21 protein-coding genes are annotated in these 21,329 nt (G+C 68.4%); 14 read left to right on the plus strand and 7 right to left on the minus strand.

Translation table 11 applies throughout. The features are described from left to right. The first annotated feature begins 34 nt into the window (after positions 1-34). From DSM26151_RS00250 to DSM26151_RS00260, 3 genes are read left to right on the plus strand one after another with little or no spacing between them, the layout of a single operon-like run. The gene (locus DSM26151_RS00250; protein ID WP_234660383.1) at positions 35-1,339 is read left to right on the plus strand and encodes an ABC transporter substrate-binding protein; all 1,305 of its coding nucleotides are present in this window, start codon (positions 35-37) and stop codon (positions 1,337-1,339) included. Positions 1,340-1,341: 2 nt separating this feature from the next. Beyond that, complete coding sequence (locus DSM26151_RS00255) at positions 1,342-2,298, plus strand: carbohydrate ABC transporter permease (protein WP_234660384.1); 957 nt, start codon at positions 1,342-1,344, stop codon at positions 2,296-2,298. Continuing rightward, entirely contained in the window at positions 2,295-3,203 is a 909-nt protein-coding gene (locus DSM26151_RS00260) for a carbohydrate ABC transporter permease (RefSeq protein WP_234660385.1), read from the plus strand. The genes DSM26151_RS00255 and DSM26151_RS00260 overlap by 4 nt, the downstream gene beginning before the upstream one ends. Before the next feature lie 163 nt (positions 3,204-3,366). On the opposite strand, the gene DSM26151_RS00265 is transcribed toward DSM26151_RS00260, so the two are convergent. The 3 genes from DSM26151_RS00265 to DSM26151_RS00275 are packed head-to-tail and all read right to left on the minus strand — an operon-like array spanning position 3,367 to position 6,124. After that, positions 3,367-4,464, minus strand: coding sequence for an ABC transporter permease (locus DSM26151_RS00265; RefSeq protein ID WP_234660386.1), 1,098 nt, complete (start codon positions 4,462-4,464; stop codon positions 3,367-3,369). Further along, positions 4,461-5,102 carry an ABC transporter ATP-binding protein gene (locus DSM26151_RS00270; RefSeq protein ID WP_234660387.1) on the minus strand — a complete coding sequence of 214 codons (642 nt, stop codon included), beginning with the start codon at positions 5,100-5,102 and terminating at the stop codon, positions 4,461-4,463. The genes DSM26151_RS00265 and DSM26151_RS00270 overlap by 4 nt, the downstream gene beginning before the upstream one ends. Further along, on the minus strand, positions 5,099-6,124 hold the full coding sequence (locus DSM26151_RS00275) for a peptidoglycan-binding protein (RefSeq protein WP_234660388.1): 1,026 nt from the start codon (positions 6,122-6,124) through the stop codon (positions 5,099-5,101). Before DSM26151_RS00275 ends, DSM26151_RS00270 begins: the two co-directional genes overlap by 4 nt. A 405-nt stretch (positions 6,125-6,529) precedes the next feature. On the opposite strand from DSM26151_RS00275, the gene DSM26151_RS00280 reads away from it, so the two are divergent. From DSM26151_RS00280 to DSM26151_RS00295, 4 genes are all read left to right on the plus strand, one after another. After that, positions 6,530-6,865, plus strand: a complete 336-nt coding sequence (locus DSM26151_RS00280; RefSeq protein WP_234660389.1) for a hypothetical protein — start codon at positions 6,530-6,532, stop codon at positions 6,863-6,865. Between the two features lie 140 nt (positions 6,866-7,005). Then, positions 7,006-7,560: a hypothetical protein gene (locus DSM26151_RS00285; RefSeq protein WP_234660390.1), complete on the plus strand. Its 555-nt coding sequence runs from the start codon at positions 7,006-7,008 to the stop codon at positions 7,558-7,560. A 223-nt stretch (positions 7,561-7,783) separates the two neighbouring features. Beyond that, complete coding sequence (locus DSM26151_RS00290) at positions 7,784-8,323, plus strand: hypothetical protein (protein ID WP_234660391.1); 540 nt, start codon at positions 7,784-7,786, stop codon at positions 8,321-8,323. Positions 8,324-8,610: 287 nt separating this feature from the next. Next, positions 8,611-9,258: a hypothetical protein gene (locus DSM26151_RS00295; protein WP_234660392.1), complete on the plus strand. Its 648-nt coding sequence runs from the start codon at positions 8,611-8,613 to the stop codon at positions 9,256-9,258. 223 nt (positions 9,259-9,481) lie between these two features. Here the strand turns inward: DSM26151_RS00295 and DSM26151_RS00300 are convergent, their stop codons facing one another. After that, on the minus strand, positions 9,482-10,495 hold the full coding sequence (locus DSM26151_RS00300) for an NAD-dependent epimerase/dehydratase family protein (RefSeq protein WP_234660393.1): 1,014 nt from the start codon (positions 10,493-10,495) through the stop codon (positions 9,482-9,484). Positions 10,496-10,571: 76 nt separating this feature from the next. Between DSM26151_RS00300 and DSM26151_RS00305 the strand changes: the two genes are divergently transcribed. Beyond that, entirely contained in the window at positions 10,572-11,231 is a 660-nt protein-coding gene (locus tag DSM26151_RS00305; protein ID WP_234660394.1) for a ScbR family autoregulator-binding transcription factor, read from the plus strand. A gap of 156 nt (positions 11,232-11,387) precedes the next feature. Here the strand turns inward: DSM26151_RS00305 and DSM26151_RS00310 are convergent, their stop codons facing one another. Together DSM26151_RS00310 and DSM26151_RS00315 are read right to left on the minus strand one after the other, a co-directional pair. After that, complete coding sequence (locus tag DSM26151_RS00310; RefSeq protein WP_234660395.1) at positions 11,388-12,044, minus strand: AfsA-related hotdog domain-containing protein; 657 nt, start codon at positions 12,042-12,044, stop codon at positions 11,388-11,390. After that, on the minus strand, positions 12,044-13,018 hold the full coding sequence (locus DSM26151_RS00315; RefSeq protein WP_234660396.1) for an IS481 family transposase: 975 nt from the start codon (positions 13,016-13,018) through the stop codon (positions 12,044-12,046). Before DSM26151_RS00315 ends, DSM26151_RS00310 begins: the two co-directional genes overlap by 1 nt. A 235-nt stretch (positions 13,019-13,253) precedes the next feature. Between DSM26151_RS00315 and DSM26151_RS00320 the strand changes: the two genes are divergently transcribed. Further along, a complete protein-coding gene (locus DSM26151_RS00320; RefSeq protein WP_234660397.1) occupies positions 13,254-13,469 on the plus strand; it encodes a hypothetical protein in 216 nt (71 codons plus the stop codon). A gap of 35 nt (positions 13,470-13,504) precedes the next feature. Here the strand turns inward: DSM26151_RS00320 and DSM26151_RS00325 are convergent, their stop codons facing one another. Next, positions 13,505-14,161 carry a GntR family transcriptional regulator gene (locus DSM26151_RS00325; RefSeq protein WP_234660398.1) on the minus strand — a complete coding sequence of 219 codons (657 nt, stop codon included), beginning with the start codon at positions 14,159-14,161 and terminating at the stop codon, positions 13,505-13,507. A 135-nt stretch (positions 14,162-14,296) separates the two neighbouring features. Here DSM26151_RS00325 and DSM26151_RS00330 point away from each other — a divergent pair, with 135 nt between their 5' ends. From DSM26151_RS00330 to DSM26151_RS00350, 5 genes are read left to right on the plus strand one after another with little or no spacing between them, the layout of a single operon-like run. Further along, positions 14,297-16,375 carry a beta-galactosidase gene (locus DSM26151_RS00330; protein ID WP_234660399.1) on the plus strand — a complete coding sequence of 693 codons (2,079 nt, stop codon included), beginning with the start codon at positions 14,297-14,299 and terminating at the stop codon, positions 16,373-16,375. A gap of 8 nt (positions 16,376-16,383) precedes the next feature. Then, positions 16,384-17,811, plus strand: coding sequence for an aminomethyl-transferring glycine dehydrogenase subunit GcvPA (gcvPA, locus tag DSM26151_RS00335; protein ID WP_234660400.1), 1,428 nt, complete (start codon positions 16,384-16,386; stop codon positions 17,809-17,811). Continuing rightward, on the plus strand, positions 17,808-19,382 hold the full coding sequence (gene gcvPB, locus DSM26151_RS00340; RefSeq protein ID WP_234660401.1) for an aminomethyl-transferring glycine dehydrogenase subunit GcvPB: 1,575 nt from the start codon (positions 17,808-17,810) through the stop codon (positions 19,380-19,382). Before gcvPA ends, gcvPB begins: the two co-directional genes overlap by 4 nt. A 1-nt stretch (position 19,383) precedes the next feature. After that, a complete protein-coding gene (locus tag DSM26151_RS00345; protein ID WP_234660402.1) occupies positions 19,384-20,520 on the plus strand; it encodes an ATP-NAD kinase family protein in 1,137 nt (378 codons plus the stop codon). After that, positions 20,510-21,268, plus strand: a complete 759-nt coding sequence (locus tag DSM26151_RS00350) for an SDR family NAD(P)-dependent oxidoreductase (RefSeq protein WP_234660404.1) — start codon at positions 20,510-20,512, stop codon at positions 21,266-21,268. Before DSM26151_RS00345 ends, DSM26151_RS00350 begins: the two co-directional genes overlap by 11 nt. Positions 21,269-21,329: the final 61 nt, after the last annotated feature.

Below are 21,329 nucleotides of genomic sequence, written 5' to 3' on the forward strand. Positions count from 1 at the left end.
TCCACCGCGGCACCGATCCCGACGAAGGAGTCATATGAAACGCCCTGCCCTGCTCGTGCCCGTCGCCGCGATCGCCCTGCTCTCGGGCTGCGCGATGGGCGGCACCGGCGCCCCGGCGACCGTCGCGCTGGACTCGGACGCCGCACCCGCCGGCGAGATCACCGTCTGGTCGTGGGATGTCGCGGCGACCGCCCTCGACCGGCTCGGCGACGAGTTCGAGGCCGAACACCCGGGAACGACGGTGAACGTCGTCGACGTCGGGTACGACAACGCGTACGACAAGCTGTCCGTCGGCCTCCAGGCCGGGAGCGGGCTGCCCGACGTCGTCACGATCGAGACCGACCGCGCCCCCGGCTACATCAACGAGTTCCCCACCGGCCTGGTCGATCTCACCCCGGTTCTCGGTGACGACGAGGCCGACTTCGACCCGTTCAAGTGGGCCGCGCAGTCCGACGCTGACGGTGCGCTGAAGATCGCACCGTGGGACTCGGGCACGGTCGGGTTGTTCTATCGAACCGACTACTTCGACGAGGCCGGCGTCGACCCCGCCTCCATCGAGACCTGGGACGACCTGGTCGCGGCCGGCGAGCAGATCCAGGCGAAGACCGGACGCACATTGCTCTCGCTCGACGTCGCCACCGGCGGCGGCTTCCAGATGCTGCTTCAGCAGCAGGGGCAGGGGCTGTTCGATGAGGACGGACGCATCACCGTCAACTCACCCGAAGCGGTCGAGGCGCTCACGCTGCTCAAGACCTTGAACGAGAAGGGACTGCTGAAGAACGTCAAGGGCTGGGACGGCCGGGTCACGTCGGCGAAGGACGGCGACTCCGCGGTCACCCCCGAGGCCGTGTGGTGGATCGGCACGCTCCTCGGCGATGCACCCGAACTCGCGGGCTCCTACAGGGTGACGGAGCTTCCCGCGTTCGATGAGGGCGGTGCTCGCACCTCGAACAGCGGGGGTTCGGGGCTCGCGGTGCCGGCTCAGGCGAAGAACCCGGACCTCGCGGCGGCCTTCGTCGCGTTCGCGCTCGCCGATGCAGACAGCCAGGCGTCGATGATGGTGAACGAGGGCCTCTTCCCCTCGTACCTGCCTGCGCTGCAGAACGAGTACTTCACCGAGCCGCAGGACTACTTCGGTGGACAGCCCGTCTACCAGCTGTTCGCAGAACAGACCGCCAACATCCCGCCGATCACGTTCACCACTGACAACGCCGAAGCGAGCGATATCGTCGCCAACGCAGTCGTCGCGGCGGTACTGAACGGTGCCGACCCGCAGCAGGTCCTCGACGATGCGGCCGCGCAGATCGCCACGGCGACCGATCGCGAGATCGCCGAGTAGTCATGTCCACGACCTCGCGCGAGCGCGAGCAGGGTACGACGACGGCGCGCGGAACGAGGCCGACGGGCCCGCCTTCCGCGCCCGCTCGCTCCCGGACGCTGGGGCGGAGGCTCCAGCGTCCGGGGGCGTGGTTCGCGCTCCCGGCCGCCGTACTCCTCGTCCTGTTCTTCGCGTACCCGCTCGTCACCTCGCTGTGGCAGAGCTTCTTCGCCACGTCGGCCGGGACCTCCACCTGGGTCGGCTTCGACCAGTACGCCCGGCTCTTCGAGGATCCGCTGATCGGCAAGAGCCTGTTCAATGCCGGCGTCATCCTCGTCGTGCAGGTGCCGCTGATGATCGCCCTCGCGGTCGGGCTTGCGTACCTGCTCAACCAGTCGTGGCTCCGCTTCCGGTCGGGGTTCCGACTACTGACCTTCCTGCCAGCTGTCACCACCCTCGTCGCATACGCGGTCGTGTTCCGGGTGATGCTCTCGACCGACGGCGGGGCGGTGAACCAGCTCCTCGCGCTGTTCGGCGCGGCGCCCATCGATTGGCTCAACAATGAATGGTGGGCCCGCGTTGCTCTCATCGCCGCGATCACGTGGCGCTGGACCGGCTACAACATGGTCATCATCCTGGCCGGGCTTCAGTCGATCCCCGGCGAGCTGTACGAGGCGGCGCGCATCGATGGCGCGGGCCGCTGGCAGATCTTCACGAAGATCGTCATCCCGCAGCTGCGCCCGGTGCTGATCTTCACCACCGTCACGTCGACGATCGGTGCGTTGCAGCTCTTCGACGAGAACTGGATCCTCACCGAGGGCGGCCCGAATGATGCCACCCTCACGCCGGTGCTCTACCTGTACAAGGTCGGGTTCCGGCAGTTCGACTTCGGCTACGCCTCGGCGATCGCCTGGCTCCTCGTCGTGTTGACCGCCGTCATCGCGTTCATCCAGTTCCGACTCATGAGGGAGAAGCCGTGACCGCGACCTCCGCCCTGATCTCCGTCGACCCGAGCGCGGCCGATCCGCGCGATTCCGGCAGCCCGGCCCGGCGGCGTTCGGCGTTCGCCAGTCTTGTGATGCGCGCCCCGGTGTACCTGGCGCTCCTGGCGGCGAGCGTGCTCGCGATGCTTCCGTTCGCCTGGATGGTGATCGCGTCGACGCACAAGACGTCCGACCTGTTCGTCACCCCGCTCCCGGTGCTGCCGGGGGCGGAACTGTGGGCGAACCTCGCGCGCCTGCAGGAATCGGTGAACTTCAGCCAGGTCATGCTCAACAGCCTCGCGATCGCCGTGATCTACACCGTGTTCTCGTCGATCGTGAGCATCATGGCGGGGTACGGGCTCGCCACGTATCGTTTCCGCGGTCGAGGCGTCTTGCTCGCCGTCGTGCTCGTGACGATGATGATCCCGATGCAGGTGCTCCTCGTGCCGCTCTTCCAGATGATGGCGAGCGCAGGCTGGATCGACAGCTACCAGGCCGTCATCCTTCCGTTCCTGGCGAATGCGTTCGGCATCTTCCTCATGCGGCAGGGCTTCCTCGACTTCCCGGTGACGCTCATCGAGGCCGCCCGCATCGATGGCGCCGGCGAACTGCGAACGTTCTACCGCATCGTGCTGCCGATCGCGCGCCCGCAGATCGCGGCGCTCGTGATCTACACCTTCATCAGCCAGTGGAACTCGTTCATCTGGCCGTTGCTGATGCTCAACACCGAGGACAAGTACACCGTGCCGGTCGCGCTGAACACGATGATCGGGATGTCGCGGGTGGACTACTCCGGGCTGATGCTCGGGTCGCTCCTGGCGACGCTGCCGCTCATGCTGCTGTTCCTGGTCTTCCAGCGGCAGTTCGTTGCGGGCCTGCTCGGCGGCGCGGTGAAGGGGTGAGGCGGCAAGACACAGATGGGACGGCCGCCCGCACCGCCGACCCTGACCTATCCGCGCGACCTCTGAGGAATTCAACCGGCGCGTAGCCGCGACGACCCCGACGTCGTTGTTCGATCGGTCAGCTTTGCGTTCGACGAGCCGGCGATCGTTCCGCTGGGTCGCGTCACGGCACCCGCAGTTCAGTGATCGGTTCGCGGCGCGCGGCGGCGAGCGCCGGTAGCACGGCTGCGACGACGGCGACGCCGACGGCGAGGACACTGACGCCGAGGGTGTACGGCCAACCGGGGGAGGGATCACCAGTGACCGCGAGCGCTATGAGCGCGGTGGTCGCGCCCACGGCGGCGCCGATGGCAGCCAGCATTGCCGTCTGCGTCAGCAGCAGTCCGATGATGAGCGCCTGGCTCGCGCCGAGCGCACGGCGGCGCCCGAAGTCCTTTCGCCGCAGCATCACGATGCCATAGAGGATCGCGGCGGCGAGTACAGTCGTGAGCGCGAGGATGCCGATGGTCAGCGAACGGCCGAAGGTGCCGAGCTGACCCTCGATGAGCGCGCGGAGCGTCGCAAGGTCTTCGCTCGTTTGCACCGTGACCTTGCTCGGGTCGGCGACGCCGAGCACGCTCGTCACCGCCTGCGACACCGGGGCCACGAGGTCGGGGCGTTCGGCGATGATAACGAGCACGCTCACGGGTCCTGTTGACGTCGGGGGTTGTGGTGCGATGAGCACGGGCTCGAGGAACGCCAGGTGATCGGGCACGGTCGCGGTGCCGACGACCGAGTATCCGTGGCCGCCGGGGGCGACGACTTGGCCCAACCGGTCGATGAGTCCGAGGTCGTCGACGGCCGCGGTCGAGGCGTAGGCGACGTCGCCTGTTCCTGGCAGAGGTTCGGGGAGGGCGAGCTCGTCCCAGTCGGTGCCGTAGGCGAGTCGAAGTGGCACGCGGGTCCCGCCGTGGAACGCCGCGTTCTGAACGTCGGTCGCAAGCCCGAAGGCGCCGGCCCACTCGATCCCATCGAGGTTGGCGATTCGACCGAGCACACTTGCGTCGAGCTCTGCGCCCGATTCGGCACGGACGACGATCGAGCGTGTGCCCTCGGAATCGATCGACGCGATCACCGACTGTTCGGCGCCGACCGTGCGACCGGAGGTGAGCAGCACGGCTGCACACATGCCGGCGATCATGACGATCGTAAGGATGCTGGCGACCGGTGCCGCGAGCGCCGAGGCACCGGCTTCGCGGATGATCGCCCAGAGGCGGGTCACAGTTCGATCCGCCGATCGCATCGTGCGACGAGCGCGGGGTCGTGTGTGACGACGATCGCGGTGCCGCCCTCGCGGGCGTGTTCGTGCAGGGCGCCGACGACGATGTCGGACGAGGCGGGGTCGAGGTTGCCCGTAGGCTCGTCGGCGAGCAGCACCCGCGGTCGGCCGAGCAGCGCTCGGCAGATTGCGATGCGCTGGGCCTGCCCGCCCGACACCTGGCCGGGCTTGGCTGTACGGCGCAGACCGACGCCGAACTGCTCCATCAGTTCTTCTGCCCGCCGAGTTGCGCCCGAACGGTCGCCGCCGCGGTACATCACCGTCTCGAGGATGTTGTCGAGCACGGTTCGTGATGGATCGAGCGCGGCGTCCTGGAAGACGAACCCGAAGTCACCAGCGCGTAATGCCGCCCGTCGGGCATCGCTCAGCGAGTGTACCGGTGCGCCGTCGAGGAGTACTTGGCCTCCGCGTGGTTTCAGCATGAGGCCGAGCAGGTAGAGGAGAGTCGATTTGCCGCGCCCCGAGGGGCCGGTGACGGCGACGACCTCGCCGGCATCGAACCGGGCCGACCAACGTTCGACGAGGGGCGTGTGCGGGTCGTAGCGGAACGAGAGCTCGTCGGCCGTGAGGATGGCGGTCAACCTGCGGCTCCGGCGTCGGCCGGCACCCGAACCCGAAGCCCGGCCGCGGCGCCCTCGATCACCGACATGCCCTGCGCCGACGCGAGCACCGTGACCTCGTGGGTCACGCCCTCGTCGTCGATCACCGAGACGGTGCCGTCGGCAGCCGAGAGCAGAGCGGCCGACGGTGCGACGACACCCGACACGGTGGCCTGGGTGATGATGCGCGAGTTCAGGAGGCTCTCGCCGGTCACCGGCACGAGGTCGCATTCGTCGCCGCAGACAGGTCCGCCGGCGCCTTCGAGCGTGACGACGACGATCTCCGACGATTCGGGGTCGGGCTCTTGGCCGGCGACGACCGCGGTCCACGACGCGTCCTCGATGCCGAGTTCGACCGGGGTGCCCGCGGGCATGGCGGCCGCCTGTTGTGCCGTCACCGGAATCGTGAATACCGGCGCTTCGGCGAGCCCGGAGACGGCAGCCTCGCCGCCGGCGAGCGTCGCGCCGCGGTAGACGATCTCACGGTCGAGTGACACCCGGCCGGGCAGCGCGGGCACGAACACGAGGTCGCCCGCCTGCACGATGCCGTCGTCGTCGATGCCGAGGGAACGCTGCCAGTCACGCACCGCCTGCTCGGTCGCCCCGCCGAACTCGCCGTCGGAGACACCCGAGTAGAAGCCGAGTTCGGTGAGCATCAGCTGCAGCTGCTTCACGTCGGCGCCCTCGGTGCCACGCGCCACTGCACGGAACGCGGGCGTGGCGCCCTCGGCGACGACGACCGGGCGGAGGTCGACCGAGTACAGCACGTCGCCGGCCTCCACCTCGTCGCCGGGTTTCACCGACACCGAGGTCACCGTGCCGATCGCCTGGTTCGTGCCGGCGGGCACCTGCGGCCACTTCGCGACCGTATTCAGCGAGACCGACGAACCGACCTCGCCGACGACGAGTTCTGCGTACGTGTACGGGGTCGCCGCGAGCACGTCATCGGGCGGGGCGAACACCGCGGATGCCGCCCACCCGACGGCCGCCCCGATCGCGAGCACCGCGATGCCGCCGACGAGGAGCTTGGGCCAGCGGCGTGTATGAGCCTGAGGCGCGATAGGAGTCTCGAGAGCGAGCGGCTTGGGCGCCTCGTCTCCAGCATCGGGCGCGGTACTCGGCCTCGTGGCGCTTGCACTGGACAACCTGGCACCTTCGCTTCGTTGCTGATCTGTTTGGCAGCTTGCTTCGCCGTGGGGCGACTCCGTTGTGGGTGATAGTACGACGACTTGGGGTTGAGAGCATACCGCTTGACCCGATTGTTATCCCCTGAGGAGCATTGCGCCTCTGCGAAGTAAAATACCTTGCGCCCGGATTGGTAGCTGGCTACGTTGGTCGCAACCTGCACTCACTACAAGTGCGGGTACCGATCCGGCCGCAAGGGTGCGGCTGAGAATGGAGTGGTGAGAATGAGCGCGAAACGAAAGCTCGCCCTCGCGGGGGCGGGAATGGTCAGCGCAGTCGCACTGGTCATGGGCTCCGCACTGCCGGCCTTCGCGGGCGAGTGGATCTATGGTTCGAAGAACTGCATCGGCAGTGGGTCCGGGTACGTGTACACGCACAGCGGTGGGTCGGGCACGATCACTCACGGGCACAAGCACAACAACGCCTGGCAGACATATGCGTTCCTGAACGGCTCGAGCGTCCGCACGAACCACAAGACGTTCTGGACGGCTACAACGCAGGCCGCCAGCGTCGCGGGCCCCAGCGCGAACTGGGGCAGCAACAACTGCTCGTCGAGCTAGCGACTTCGACAGCTCACAGTCGCCGAGGTAGCGATATGACCCGATTCCCCAAAGCCCATCGACTCTGCATCGCTGCATCCGTGGCGCTGCTCCTCAGCGGGTGTACCCCGCAGGCCAGCGGGCCTGACGGGGATCAACAGATGCAGGACACGCCGACACCGATGTCGGACGAAGCGTTGGTGCGCCAGTACATCGACGACGCGTGGTCGCAGACCGGGCTGTCGGCCGAGCAACGACCGGACGTCGAGATCGTGAGATTTGTGTCCATCCACGAGTGGGAGAGCACGATGGCCGCTTGCATGGACGAGGGCGGGTGGTCGACCTACGAGGATGACGGTACGTTTACAGGATTCAGGATGCCAGAGGGTCAAGAGTCTGCCTACCAGCTCGACTGGTTTCGGTGTCAAGCGAGTTATCCGGCAGATCCGAAGTACCTTCGACCGTTCGACGAAACGCAGCGCGATCGCCTCTACACGTACTACGACACGGCACTGCGAGCCTGCTTCGAGGAGCACGGGCAGACGATGGCAGAGCTCCCGTCTCGTGGAAAGTTCGTCGAGGACTACTACCGGATGACGTGGGACGCGTACGCGGATGTGACTGGGACCGATACTCCGCAGGGTGCCCGTGATTTCGATCGGCTGCAGAGAGAGTGCTCGATGATCGCGCCGGCGGACTCGGATGTCTGGGAGTAAGCGACGCCCTACTGACTCTCGATCCCGCTCGGTTGACCTAGATTCCCGCTCGAAGCGCGACTCTGGACCAAGTATGGGAGTCATGAAACCTCAAACTCGAGGAAGCGGTCGCCGAGTAGCGACCGTGAGCGCCTTGTTGTTGTTGACCGTGGCATTGGGTGGCTGCGCTTCGATTGCGGGACCAATCGACGACCCATCCGTAGCACCCGAGACGCCTCCACCGGTGAGCGATGAGGCGCTCGTCCATGCTGAAATCGATCGAGCGTGGGAGCAGACTACGCTCCCGGATGATCAGCGACCGGATGTCGAGGTGATTCGCTATACCGATCTCATTGAAGGGGCCGAGGCCATAGCCGCATGCATGAATGAGCGGGGTGGCTGGAACGTCAGGGCGAGCGCGGGGGGATATGGGAGCGACGATCCGATGCCAAGCGGGCAGGAGACCGCCTACGCACTCGACGCCTATGTCTGTGAAGCGAGCTATCCCACGGATCCGAAGTACCTGCGTCCCCTCGATAAGACGCAGCGGGAACGCCTGTACGACTTCTACGATGTCGAACTGCGGGCCTGCTTCGACAAGCACGACCAGACGATGGCCGAACTCCCGTCGCGCGGGAAATTCGTGGAGGACTACTACCAGATGACCTGGGATCCGTATGCCGATGTCACAGACACCGGCACACCGGCTGGTGCGCGAGCGTTCGACGAGCTCCAGGCAGAATGCTCGATGCTGCCTGGCACCGACTCCGGTGTCTGGGGGTAGCATGCCGCGAACGTGCGCGGCAGATTGACGGCCGAGGGAAACATGAAGCTGAAGATGCGGGTGTTGCTCGCGTTGCCGATGGCAGCCATCTTCGCGGTGGGTGCTGTGGCAGCGCCTGCGTCGGCGGTCACGCAAACCGGGTTTCGGTCGTGCAGTGTCAACTACATCGTGAAGATCACGACGGTCTCGAAGGGGACCACGTCCGTGTGGGTCGCCGGGTGGAGCGACTACGAGACCTTCAGCACGTCGACGACGCACCACTGGTACTCAAACGTTCACGGTGGTGAATGGGGCGTTTCGGCTCCGACCCTTTCGGCTGCGGGGGCTACGTGCGCGTAGGAGACACCTTGGGGGGTCGTGTTGCATTGCTTGCGGTAGTGCTTTGCAGCGCGATTCCCCTCGCAGCCTGCGTTGAAACGGCGTCCGTTGAGCCGGCTCGTACTCACACGCCCGCCGCCCCCGCGACACCCGACTTCAGCTATCTCGATGATGTCGGCGAGGATGGGCTCATTGAGGGGAAAACCTACGGCCAGCTGGTTGGGCCGATCACTTACGACTGCATGGTCGACAACGGGTGGGTGGATCTAGTTCTCGATGAGGATGGATCGTTTGGCGGCACAGTCCCGCCTGAGCAACGCGAGCAGTATCAGGCTGACCTCGAGGACTGCGATGCGAAGGCCCAACTGAAGTATCCGATGCCGGAGACGACAGAGGACGACATGCGCGAGCGGTACGTGTTCGAACTCGAAACCCGCAAGTGCCTGATGGCGCAGGGCTATCCCATCAGCGAGCCTCCGTCGGTAGAGAAATACATCGAGCAGAATCAGACAGGCGAACTATGGATGCCGTACTCTGAATTGCCGGCGAGTCTGAAGCAGGCGGAGTACAAGCGGCTGCGGGAAGTCTGCCCCGACCCTGCCTACCGCTTCTATTGATCGATGGCCGTAGACCTCAGGCGGCGGTACCAATCAAGCGCGGGTGGTGCACGTCTGCGCCGGGTTTGGTTGACATCTGAAGTGTGAGGATTCGTCCTCGGTGGAAGGATGTCCTTGCGGCAAAGCCGCAACCGAGAGAGTTCCGCGACGATGTCGTGGCCGTGGCCCGGAAGAGTCAGGCGCCGTTGGTCATCTGTCCGGCCCAGGCGATCGTCGGGGGAACTCAACACCCCAAGCTCGTGGGGTGGAGTCCGGGACGTTGATCCACGTGAATGGGTACGCCTGCTTGATCGCTTGGCCGAGGTCCGAGATCTGAGACCACACGTAGCTCGAGGCCGGCCGGTCGCAGCGCCCGGTACCAATCGAGCGCGGCCTGGGGCAGCTCGAACGGATCGCCAAGCGGGACTCCAGTCGCCGCCTTGACGGCTCGGCTGTCGAACGTGTGATCCGTCGCGAGCAGGTCGAGCGCGTGCTTGATCTGAGGGAGTTCGTTGGCGATCTGAGCAGCATCCAACGCGGACACGCTCGAGAGAGGCGGGGCATCTTGCCAGAGCGTCTCGCACAACTGACGGGTTGTGAGTGGCACCAGATTGGCCGCGTGAAACACGCCTGCGCTCGAAGGCCCGGCGCTGGCGAGCGAGACGAGCAGCTGCCCGAGCATCTCGACCTCAATCACGGAGTGACGGGCGATGCCGTCGTCGACGAGCCCGCCGAGCGCTCGAGTCAGGGCGAGGATTCCTGGGCCCACCCAATGATCACCGGTGCCAGTCACGAGGTGGGGACGAACGACCATGCCGCCGTGGTCGAGCACGATCTGCTCAGCGTCGGCACGACTTGCGCTGCGCGGTGACGCGGGACGAACCGGCAACGCGCACTCGACGACCATCTCGTGCGGGCCGCGCCCATAGACGGCGGCAGTGCTGAGATACACGAGGCGGGCACCCTCGGCAGCCGCTCGGGTGGCGACGTTCAAAGTGCCCTGGACGTTCACGGTGGCGCAGATGACAGGGTCGTCGCCGATGTAACTGGCGGCGTGAATAATCACGTCGGCCCCAGCAAGCACGGCCTTCAGCGCTGCCGTGTCGCGGACATCTGCGACGGCGCCGCTCTCGCGGATGCTCCGGGTGATCGGACGTGCCTGCCAGCCTGATTGTTTGGCCGCTGCCCGGTACGCGGCGCCGCCGACGAAACCGTTGGCACCGATTACAGCAAGGATGGGCCGGTCACCGTGCGGCATGAAGTCCTCCGAGGGGCGTCTTGCGGATCTTAGATACGATTGGGCGTCGAGTTGGAACGTCAAGCAGCGGAGGCCGATGGTTCAGCAGGAGCGAGCACGCGTCACGCGTGAGAACATCGTGCTCGGCGCTGCCGAGGTCATCCGGCGCTTTGGGTATGCCAACGCGACCCTCGGCGACATTGGGGATGCGGCCGGGGTCACCAAGGGGGCCCTCTACTTCCACTTCCAGTCCAAGGAAGACATCGCGCGAGCTCTTGTCGAGGAGCAGCACCGGATCGCGCGCGAAGCTGCGGTTGAGATTGTGATGTCGGACAGCAGCGCCGTGGAGAAGATGATGCGGCTCTGCATGGATCTCGCCTCCCGACTGGTCGACGATCCGATCGTCCGGGCAGGTATCCGGCTCACTACCGACACGTCGACGTTCGAAACTCCGCTCCAGGATCCGTACCGCGACTGGATGGCGACCTTCGAGGAACTTGCGCAGCAAGCCGCTGACGAAGGGGAGACGAATGGCCGTATCCCGGCGGACCGGCTTGCCCGGTTCATCATCCCCGCCTTCACTGGCGTCCAGCTGGTCTCAGAGACCTTCACCAGCCGGAAGGATTTGCCGGAGCGGGTACTTGAGATGTGGCAGATCATTCTCACCGCCATCATCCCTCCGGACCGTCTCGAAACATCGCTCGCGTCGGCGGCGAACATCTTCACAGCGAAACCGCGACGTCGCCGGAAACGCTAATGCGCGCCGATGCCGCCATCGCCGCCGTTCCGTTCTGTGCCACCACGAACTCCAGGCCAGCGGCGTCCGAGGTAACGCTCATCGTGACGGGAGCGTTGAACTCAACCACTCGGTGGAAGTTCGCCTCAAGACACTGAAGCTCGATCGACAGGTCGCCTACGAAATGCAGGCAGCCTGCTTGCATGCCTCGATGAGCGCGACACCCGGGACGTGGTCCAGTGAGTGTTCGAAGAACACCGGGTGAGAATGGTCCAATTGAACCTCGAGACCAGCATCCGTCTCGAGGATGGTGACATCGGCCGTTCGAGTTCGACCGACCCTCGCTGGTGACACCGGATCGATTGTACGTCGAGGGGGAGTAGCGTCAGCGTTCGGTCCGCGCATCCTTCGGTACGCGGGGACGCCGGCTAGGAGCGCGTCACCGTGCCCGACCGCGATCACTCCGTCCGGACCGACGATGTCGACATTCATCCGAGCGCTTCGCAGTTCGCCTCGGGCGGTCCGACGAACGTCCGATCCCTGCACACGTGCGGTAACTTCGAGCGCTCTCCACTCGCCCGCGCCACGTTCGGTCGAACGGAATTCGAAGCCGAGCCCAGTCATCAGGAACCGGCTGTCGAGCGGAACGTCGTACCCCAGATGGCAGGTGAGGATCGTCACCTGCCGGATCGTCTCGGCCATCACCGCCGAATCGGGCGGCAGCGTGGTGAGGAAGGCATGACTTCGAGGCCATTGCAGCGCCACACGAAAGCTGTCCTGACCTTTGGGTTCAAAGTCTGTTGGCCAGACTTCGCTCGTCGACTGACGATGCACTAGTTGTTCTTCCCACTGACGTTGTGGACGCGGTCGATGGGTGCGAGGCCGCCGATCCCGGTGTGGGGTCTGTGGTGATTGTAGTGATGCAGCCAGTCGGGGTAGCTCGTGGCGCGCTGCTGGTCTGACGCGTAGTGCCGGGCGTATGCCCATTCGTCGGCGAGGGTGCGGTGGAACCGCTCGATCTTGCCGTTCGTCTGTGGCCGGTACGGGCGGGTGTACTTGTGCGTCATGTTCTCGCCGAGCGCGTCGTTGAATGCCTTCGAGCGGTAGCAGGACCCGTTGTCCGTCATCACGCGTTGCACGGTGATGCCGTGGCCGGTGTAGAACGCGTTCGCGCGTTCCCAGAACCCCGCGGCGGTGTCCTTGCGTTCGTCGTCGAGGATCTCGGAGTACACCAGGCGGGCATGGTCATCGATCGCGGAATGCAGGTACGAGTAGCCGGCCCCGGACCGGTGCTTGCGCCCTGCGGAACGGCCCAGGGTGCGCCACCCGCCGCCGTCGGGGATGCGGCCGAGTTTCTTCACGTCCACGTGCACCAGTTCGCCCGGCACGGCGCGTTCGTAGCGGACGGGCTTGGGCTTGCGGACCCGGACTCCGGTGTTCTTGTCGACCTGTCCCAGCAGCGGCACCCGGTACCGGTTCAGCACCTTCGAGACCGTCGACTGCGGCAGGCCGAGGTGGTACGCGATCCGGTGCGGACCCCAGCGCCGGTTCACCCGCAACCCGATGATGCGACGCTCGGTGCGCTGCGGCGTCCGCGACGGCGAGACCTTCGGCTTCGAGGACCGATCCTGCATCGCCGCACGCCCGCCTGCCCGGTACCGGGCGACCCACTTCGACACCGTGCCACGAGCGACCTGGAACCGTTCAGCGACACGAGCCTGTGTCCACCCGTCGTCGACGACGAGCAACGCGATCTTGATCCGCCCGGTCACGGTGAGCGCAGCACGGGCATGGGTAGCGTAGGACACGAGGACCTCCGTTGTGTCGAGTGAGTGTGGTAACCCACATCGATACCGGAGGTCCTCACCTCACCCCGTCACACCACGCTGCACACAACCACCGTGGGAAGTACAACTAGTGCGCGCTCGACGGGGCGCTCAAACGATGGCACGGGTACTCCACTGGATTCGGGTATCGGGGCCCGCCCCCGGCTCCGCCGCGAAGATTAGCATGCCGTGCGACCGGTTTTGCAATGCGATCTGTATGACTCTCCGCGACACACCCGGTCCTTGGCAGAACCGGCAGGAACGCCGGCTCGAGGTCGTCTCCTGGATCGTCGCGGTCTACCACCTCCGAGCCGGCAACGCGTGCATTGAGAAACAAACCGGTCTCCTGGCGACGCTGCCGCTCGTGCTGCTCTTCCTGGTCTTCCAGCGCCAGTTCGTTGCCGGCCTGCTCGGCGGGGCGGTTAAGGGGTGAGTGCCGGTATCGCGGCGGCGTTCGCCGATGAACGCTCAGGCGCTGAAGTACGGGCTCGAGGCGTTGTCGAGGATGCGGCGCATGCCGTTCATCCAGTTCGCCTTGAGGGCGACGGATGCCGCGTGCACGTCGCCGTCGGCGAGGTGGTGGGCGATCTCGGCGTGCTCGGCGGCGACGCGGTCGATCATGACGTCGTCGGGGACGAGGAGCGACTCGTACCGGTGGAACGCGCCGCGGGTGCTCTCGATGGTGTCGAGCAGGCGGCGGTTGGGGCACGCGGAGAGCATGACCGCGTGCCACTCGTCGTCCTTCGTGATGACGAGCGCGTGCTCGACGACCTCCTGGTCGAACTCCGCCGAGAGGGCGGTGAGGCGCCGCCCGATCTCCCGGAGCTCGTCGAGCGGGCTGAGCTCGAGCGCGAGCGACTCGAGGGCGGCCATGACGGGCGCGAGCTCCTCGAACTCGGTGGCGGAGAGCGGAACGAAGCGGAAGCCCTTGCCGTTCTCGCTGGTGATCTGGCCCTCGCTCTCGAGCGCGATGAGCGCCTCGCGCAGCGGGGTGCGGCTCACGCCGAGTTCGGAGGCGAGCTGGACCTCGTTGATGCCTTCCCCGGGGCGCACGCGCCCGGATCGCATGCGTGCGAGGAGTTCCTCGCGGACCTGGGAGCGCAGGTTCCTGCGTTCGATCGCCATCCATCCTCCAGCCGGTCGGTGCCGACGCCGCAAGCCTATGGGGTTGACCCGGGCGTGCCTGCGGCCTAACGTTGCTGTATACAAAATACAGTGCGCAACGACGCAAGTACAGATCCCCGACGGAGAGGACCACGTGTGACCCACGCGACGCGGCAGATCCGCCTCGACGCGCTCGCCTATGGCGGCGACTACAACCCCGACCAATGGCCCGAGCACGTGTGGCATGAGGACGTGCGCCTCATGCAGGAGGCCGGCGTCAACCTCGTGAGCCTGCCCGTGTTCTCCTGGCCGCAGCTCGAGACCTCGCCCGGCGTCTACGACTGGGCCTGGCTCGACCGCGTCATCGAGGTGCTCTGGGCCGGCGGCATCCGCATCGACCTCGCGACCGCGACCGCGACCCCGCCCGCCTGGCTCGTCCGCAGCCACCCCGAGATGCTCCCGTGGGACTCCGACGGCCGGCGCCTCGAGTTCGGCTCGCGGCAGGCCTACTGCCCGAGTTCGCCCGTGTGGCGCGAGCACGTCGCACGCATGGCGCGCGCGATGGCCGAACGCTACGGCGAGCACCCCGCCGTCGTCATGTGGCACATCTCGAACGAGTACGGCGACCATGTCTCGCGGTGCTGGTGCCCCGAATCGGCGCGGCACTTCCGCCGCTGGCTCGAGGCGCGCCACGGCGACCTCGACGGTCTCAACGAGGCGTGGGGCGTCAACGTCTGGGGCCAGCGCTACACCGCGTGGGAGCAGATCGAGCCGCCGCGCCGTGCCACCGGCCCGATCAATCCGACCCAACTGCTCGACTTCGAGCGGTTCTCGTCGAATGCGCTCCTCGAGCTGTTCCGCATCGAGGTCGACGTGCTGCGCGAGATCACGCCCGACCTGCCGGTCACGACGAACTTCATGAGCCTCCTGCGCGACCTCGACTACTGGAAGTTCGCCGAGCACGAAGACCTCGTCACGGACGACGCCTACCCGGACCCGGCCGACCCGAACGCCCACATCCCGGCAGCGCTCAACTACGGGCTCATGCGCTCCCTCAAGGGCGGTCAGCCGTGGCTGCTGCTCGAACAGGCCGCGAGCGCCGTGAGCTGGCGCGACGTCAACGTGCCCAAGGCACCCGGCCGGATGCGCCTGGACAGCCTGCAGGCGATCGCGCACGGCTCCGACGGCGCGATGTTCTTCCAGTGGCGGCAGGCGCAGTACGGGCAGGAGAAGTTCCACTCGGCGATGCTCGGTCACCGCGGCGAGGCGTCACGGACCTTCCGCGAGACCGCCGCCTTCGGGCGAGAGCTCCAGCGACTGGCTCCCGTGAAGGGCACCCGCGTCCGCAGCCGGGTCGCACTCGTCGTCGACTGGGACTCCTGGTGGGGATCGAGCGCCGCCGAATCCCTGCCCTCGCAGCGCCTCGGCTGGCTCGGCCAGGCGCGGGCGTGGCACGCTGCGCTGCACGCACTCGGCCACGCGGTCGACACGGTGCGCGCGACCGGCCCCTTCGACCAGTACGACCTCGTCGTCGTCCCGAACCTCTACATCGCGGATGCCACGCAGGCCGCCGCGCTCGACGCCTACGCCGCCGCAGGCGGCACCGTCGTCGTCGGCCCGTTCTCGGGCGTCGTCGACGCGACCGAGAAGGTGCACCCCGGCGGTGCGCCCGGGCCGCTGCGTGAACTCCTCGGCATCGAGATCGACGAGCCGTGGCCCGTGCCCGACGGCGCGGCCGAACAGATCGAGCTCGACGGGGAGCGGCACGCCGCACCCGTGTGGACCGAGTGGGTCGAGGCGTCGGCCGAGGCATCCGTCATCGCGACCTATGCGACCGGCGTCCTCGCCGGCCGCCCCGCCGTCACGCGGCGCGCCCACGGCGCCGGGGCGGCCTGGTACGTGAGCGCGGCGCTCGATGCCGACGGGCTCGTCGCGGTCATGCGCCACGCACTCGCCGACGCCGACCTGCCCGCACGCGACCGCATCGACCCGCACCTCGAGGCGGTCACCCGTTCCGGCGACGGCACCGACTACACCTTCGTGCTCAACCACGGCAGCGCCGACGCCACCGTCGACGTGCCCGCCGGGGCGATCGACCTGCTCGGCGGCGCCGAACCCGAGCCCACGACCACGGGCCGTGCCCGGCTCGTCGTCCCCACCGCCGGGGTCGCCGTCCTGGCGACGCCGACCGCGGCCGAACCGCCCTTCATCACCCTGTCCGAGACCACCGAGTGAGACGCGCCATGACCGAACCCTTCGTCCATCCGTACATCCCGAACACCGCGCCCGACGTCCGCGCCGAGATGCTCGCCGCCGTCGGCGCGGCATCCGTCGACGAGTTCTACGCCGACGTTCCCGCAGACCTCCGCCTCGGGCGCGCCCTCGACCTGCCCGAGCCGCTCGTCGCCGAGCAGGACCTCGCCCGGCACGTCTCCGGCCTGCTCGCCAAGAACACCACGACGACCGAGCGCCTGAGCTTCCTCGGCCAGGGCACCTACGCGCACCACGTGCCGGCGGTCGTCGACGAGGTCATCGGCCGCAGCGAGTTCCTCACCGCGTACGCGGGGGAGCCCTACGAAGACCACGGGCGCTTCCAGGCGCTCTGGCAGTACCAGTCGCTCATGGGTGAACTGCTGTCGATGGACGTCGTGAACGTGCCCACCTACGACGGGTTCCAGGCGACCGCGACGGCCCTCGCGATGGCCGGGCGCCTGACCGGCCGACGCCGGGTGCTCGTCGCGAGCGACGTGCTGCCCGCCAAGCTCTCGAAGGTGCGCGACTTCGTGCGCGTGCACCTCGACCTCGAGTTCGTCGCGCCCGTCGACGGCACAGCGGATGCCGCGGGCGTCGCCGACCGCCTCGGCGACGACGTCGCGGCCGTCTGGGTCGAGACGCCCAGCCGGACCGGGGCGATCGAGCACCGGCTGCAGCAGCTCGCCGATGCCGCCCACGAGGTCGGCGCGGTCCTCGTCGTCGGCACCGACCCCGTGGGGTACGGCGTGCTGACCCCGCCCGCCGAGCAGGGCGCCGACATCGTGTGCGGCGACATCCAGTCGCTCGGGCTGCACCAGTGGTTCGGCGGCGCGCACGCGGGCTTCATCGCGGTGCACGACGACCCGCGCTTCGTGATGGAGATGCCCTCGCGGCTGTTCGGCCTGGCCACGACCGACGTGCCCGGCGAGGTCGGATTCGGTGACGTCGCCTACGACCGCACCTCGTTCGCCCACCGCGAGGAGGGCAAGGAATGGGTCGGTACCGCAGCCGCCCTCTGGGGCATCGCCGCGGGCGTGCACCTCGCGCTCATGGGCCCGCAGGGCATGCGCGAGCTCGGCGAGGTGCTGCTCGCCCGCACCGCCTACGCGCAGCGCGCGCTCGCCGCCATCCCCGGCATCCGCCTCGCCGACGGCGCCGTGCACCTGCGCGAGTTCGCCGTCGACGTCTCCGGGGCCGGTCTGACCGCGCCCGGCATCGTCGACCGACTCCGCGCCGACGGCATCGAACCGGGCGTCGCCGCGAGCGAGCACGAACTCGTCGTGTGCGTGACCGAGATCACCTCGCAGCACGACATCGATCGACTCGCCACCGCGATCACCACCCTCGTCGCGGCATCCGCCGCCGAGGCCGCAGCCACCCTCGACACCGCAGCGACCCATGAGGAGCACCGCGCATGAGCCTGCCCATCGCCCCCAAGCCCGCACACCGCCGCTTCCACCAGGCCCGCTGGGACGAACCGGTCATCTTCGAACTGTCGACGCCGGGCGAGCGCGGGGTGCTCGTCACCCGCGTCGAGCCCGGGGTCCGCGACGCCGTCGGCGACGTCGTCGCCGCGCTGCCCGAGGGCCTCGCCCGGAGCACCCCGCCCGCACTGCCCGAGATGGCGCAGATGCGCGTGCTCAAGCACTACCTGCGCCTCTCGCAGGAGAACCTCGGCGCCGACCTCAACGTCGACGTCGGCCAGGGCACGTGCACCATGAAGTACGCCCCCAAGGTCAACGAGCAGCTCATCGCCACCCCGAAGCTGTCGGCCATGCACCCGCTGCAGGACGACGCCGACGCGCAGGGCGTGCTCGAGATCATCTGGCGCACCGAACGCATGCTCGCCGAGGTCTCCGGCATGGACGAGGTGTCGCTGCACACCCAGGGCGGGTCGGCCGCGATCTGGGCGAACATCGCGATGATCCGGGCCTTCCACGAGGCGAACGACGAGGGCGACCAGCGCCGCGAGGTCATCACGACGATCTTCAGCCACCCGTCGAACGCCGCCGCCGCGAAGGCCGCCGGCTACGACGTCATCACGCTCCACCCGGACGCCGACGGCTACCCCGACCTCGAGGCGCTCAAGCGCGCACTGTCGCCGCGCACCGCGGCGATCATGGTCACCAACCCCGAGGACACCGGCATCTACAACCCGGCGATCAAGGAGTGGGTGGATGCCGCGCACGGCGTCGGCGCCCTCGCCTCGTACGACCAGGCCAACGCCAACGGCATCCTCGGCATCACCCGGGCCCGCGACGCGGGCTTCGACGTGTGCCACTTCAACGTGCACAAGACCTTCGGCACGCCGCACGGTTCGGGCGGACCGGGCACGGGTGCGAATGCGGTCAGCGCCGCGCTCGCGCCGTTCCTGCCCGGGCCGCGCGTCGTGCGCGACGGCGTCCGGTACGACGTCGTCGAGGCCGGGCCGCAGTCGATCGGCGCGATCGGGCCGTTCCACGGCGTCGTGCCGAACATCGTGCGCGCCTACGCGTGGATCATGGCGCTCGGCGCCGATGGCCTGCGCGCCGTCGCCGAGACCGCGGTGCTCAACAACAACTACCTCATGAAGCGCATCCTCGAGATCCCCGGCGCGTCCGCTCCATACGCGACCGGCCGCCGCCGCATCGAACAGGTGCGGTACTCGTGGCAGGAGCTGTTCGAGGAGACCGGCATCAGCTCGGAGGAGATCGGCATCCGTGCGAGCGACTTCGGCATGCACTACTGGACGAGCCACCACCCCTACGTCGTGCCGCAGCCGTTCACGCTCGAGCCGACCGAGTCGTACTCGAAGAGCGAACTCGACGAGTACGCCGACGTCCTCGCCGAGGTCGCCCGCGAAGCCCGCGAGACGCCCGAGGTCGTCCGCACGGCGCCGCACAACCAGACCGTGCACCACACCCACCACGACGACCTCGACGACCCCGAGCGCTGGGCGGTCACGTGGCGCGCGTACCGCCGCAAGTACCCGGACGCCGTCGGGGCCTGAGGTGATCGGGCTCGTCGTCAACCCCGTCGCCGGTGTCGGCGGACCCGCGGGGCTCGCCGGGAGCGACGGCGAGGAGGTGCAGCGCCGCGCGGGCGAGCGCGGCGCGCACCCCCGTGCCGGCGAGCGGGCCGCCGCGGCCCTCTCGGTTCTCGCCGCCGCGAGACCGGAGGAACTCGTCGTCACCGTCGCCGGTCCGATGGGTGAGGACGCGGTCCGCGACGCGGGGCTCCGCCCCGTCGTCGTGTGGCATCCGCCCGCCGCGACGACGGCGACCGACACGACGGACGCCGCACGGGCCCTCGTCGACGCCGGCGCCGACCTCCTGCTGTTCGCGGGCGGCGACGGCACCGCGCGCGACGTGGCATCCGGTCTGCCGGAGGGCGTCGCCGCGCTCGGCATCCCGGCGGGCGTGAAGATGTACTCGCCGGTGTTCGCCGTCGGGCCCCGCGCCGCGGGATCGCTCGCGGCGGCGTGGCGGGGCGAAGGGAGCCTCCCCGTGGTCGATCGCGAGGTGCTCGACGTCGACGAGTCGCAGCTGCGTCGCGCGCGCGTCGAACCCCGCCTGTACGGAACCCTCCGCGTGCCCTATCGTGCCGGCCGCACGCAGGCGCGCAAGGCGGCCACGCCGGCCGACGAACGCGCGGCCGTGCGGCTCGCGGCCAGGGGAGCGGCGGCGCGCCTGCGGCCCGGTATCCGCTACCTGCTCGGACCCGGCGGCACGATGGCGGAGCTCGCTCGCGAACTCGGCGTGCCGAAGACGCCGCTCGGCGTCGACGTCGTGCTCGACGGGCGCGTCGTCGCGGCCGCCGCGTCGGAGCGCGACCTGCTCGAGCAGGTCGCGCAGGGGCCCTCGCAGGCCGTCGTCTCCATCATCGGAGGCCAGGGATTCCTGCTCGGCCGAGGCAACCAGCAGCTCTCCGCGCGCGTCATCGACGCGCTCGGCGACGAGCCCGTCATGGTCGTCGCGCCCGAGCAGAAGCTCATCGACCTCGGCGGGCGGCCGCTGCTCGTCGACACCGGCGACCCTGTCGTCGACACCCGGCTCGCCGGATTCGCCAGGGTCGTCACCGGCCCCGGCACCACCAGCATCTACCCGGTCCACGCACCGGAGAACGAAGGAGCGCTCCATGCGACTTGAGAACAAGCAGGCCATCGTGACCGGCGGCGCGGGCGGCATCGGCCGCGCGACCGCGAAGGCGCTCGCCGAGCAGGGCGCCGCAGTGGCCGTCGTCGACCTCGACGGCGACGCGGCCGAGGCGGTCGCGGCCGAGATCCGCGACGCCGGCGGCACCGCCATCGCGATCCGAGCGGATGTCTCGAGCGAAGCCGACATCGAACGCGTCGTCCGCACGACCGTCGCCGAGTTCGGCGGCGTGAACGTCGTCTTCAACAACGCCGGCATCATCCGCCGCACGACCGTGCTCGAGACGAGCGTCGAGGAGTGGGACCGCGTGTTCGGCGTGAACGTGCGCTCGATCTTCCTCATGTGCAAGCACGTCGTGCCGATCATGGCCGCCGCGGGCGGCGGGTCGATCGTGAACACCGGTTCCGGGTGGGGCCTCAAGGGCGGCGGGCAGGCGATCTCGTACTGCGCGTCGAAGGGCGCCGTCGTCAACATGACGCGCGCGCTCGCGATCGACCACGGCCCGCAGGGCATCCGGGTCAACTCGGTCAACCCCGGCGACGTGAACACCGGCATGCTGCGCGACGAGGCGAGCCAGCTCGGCCAGGACGCGAACGCCTTCCTCGCCGAGGCCGCCGACCGCCCGCTGCGGCGCATGGGCGAACCGCGCGAGATCGCCTCGGCGGTGGTGTGGCTCGCGAGCGACGAGTCGAGCTACGTGACCGGATCGGCGCTCGTCGTGGACGGCGGCGGGATCGCGTAGTACGGGGCGCGCGCCCGGCCGGTCGGCCCGGCCGGGCGCGCGCGGGCCCCGCGTGGCGCGG

The sequence above is a fragment of the Agromyces marinus genome (assembly GCF_021442325.1).
In the GTDB taxonomy this organism is placed as follows: domain Bacteria; phylum Actinomycetota; class Actinomycetes; order Actinomycetales; family Microbacteriaceae; genus Agromyces; species Agromyces marinus.

Coding starts and splice junctions, on each gene's coding strand:
- DSM26151_RS00295 (WP_234660392.1), top strand. CDS start 8,611: ATGGGGCGTTTCGGCTCCGACCCTTTCGGCTGCGGGGGCTACGTGCGC.
- DSM26151_RS00285 (WP_234660390.1), top strand. CDS start 7,006: ATGCAGGACACGCCGACACCGATGTCGGACGAAGCGTTGGTGCGCCAG.
- DSM26151_RS00300 (WP_234660393.1), bottom strand. CDS start 10,495: ATGCCGCACGGTGACCGGCCCATCCTTGCTGTAATCGGTGCCAACGGT.
- DSM26151_RS00325 (WP_234660398.1), bottom strand. CDS start 14,161: ATGGCGATCGAACGCAGGAACCTGCGCTCCCAGGTCCGCGAGGAACTC.
- gcvPA (WP_234660400.1), top strand. CDS start 16,384: ATGACCGAACCCTTCGTCCATCCGTACATCCCGAACACCGCGCCCGAC.
- DSM26151_RS00305 (WP_234660394.1), top strand. CDS start 10,572: ATGGTTCAGCAGGAGCGAGCACGCGTCACGCGTGAGAACATCGTGCTC.
- gcvPB (WP_234660401.1), top strand. CDS start 17,808: ATGAGCCTGCCCATCGCCCCCAAGCCCGCACACCGCCGCTTCCACCAG.
- DSM26151_RS00255 (WP_234660384.1), top strand. CDS start 1,342: ATGTCCACGACCTCGCGCGAGCGCGAGCAGGGTACGACGACGGCGCGC.
- DSM26151_RS00280 (WP_234660389.1), top strand. CDS start 6,530: ATGAGCGCGAAACGAAAGCTCGCCCTCGCGGGGGCGGGAATGGTCAGC.
- DSM26151_RS00350 (WP_234660404.1), top strand. CDS start 20,510: ATGCGACTTGAGAACAAGCAGGCCATCGTGACCGGCGGCGCGGGCGGC.
- DSM26151_RS00250 (WP_234660383.1), top strand. CDS start 35: ATGAAACGCCCTGCCCTGCTCGTGCCCGTCGCCGCGATCGCCCTGCTC.
- DSM26151_RS00320 (WP_234660397.1), top strand. CDS start 13,254: ATGACTCTCCGCGACACACCCGGTCCTTGGCAGAACCGGCAGGAACGC.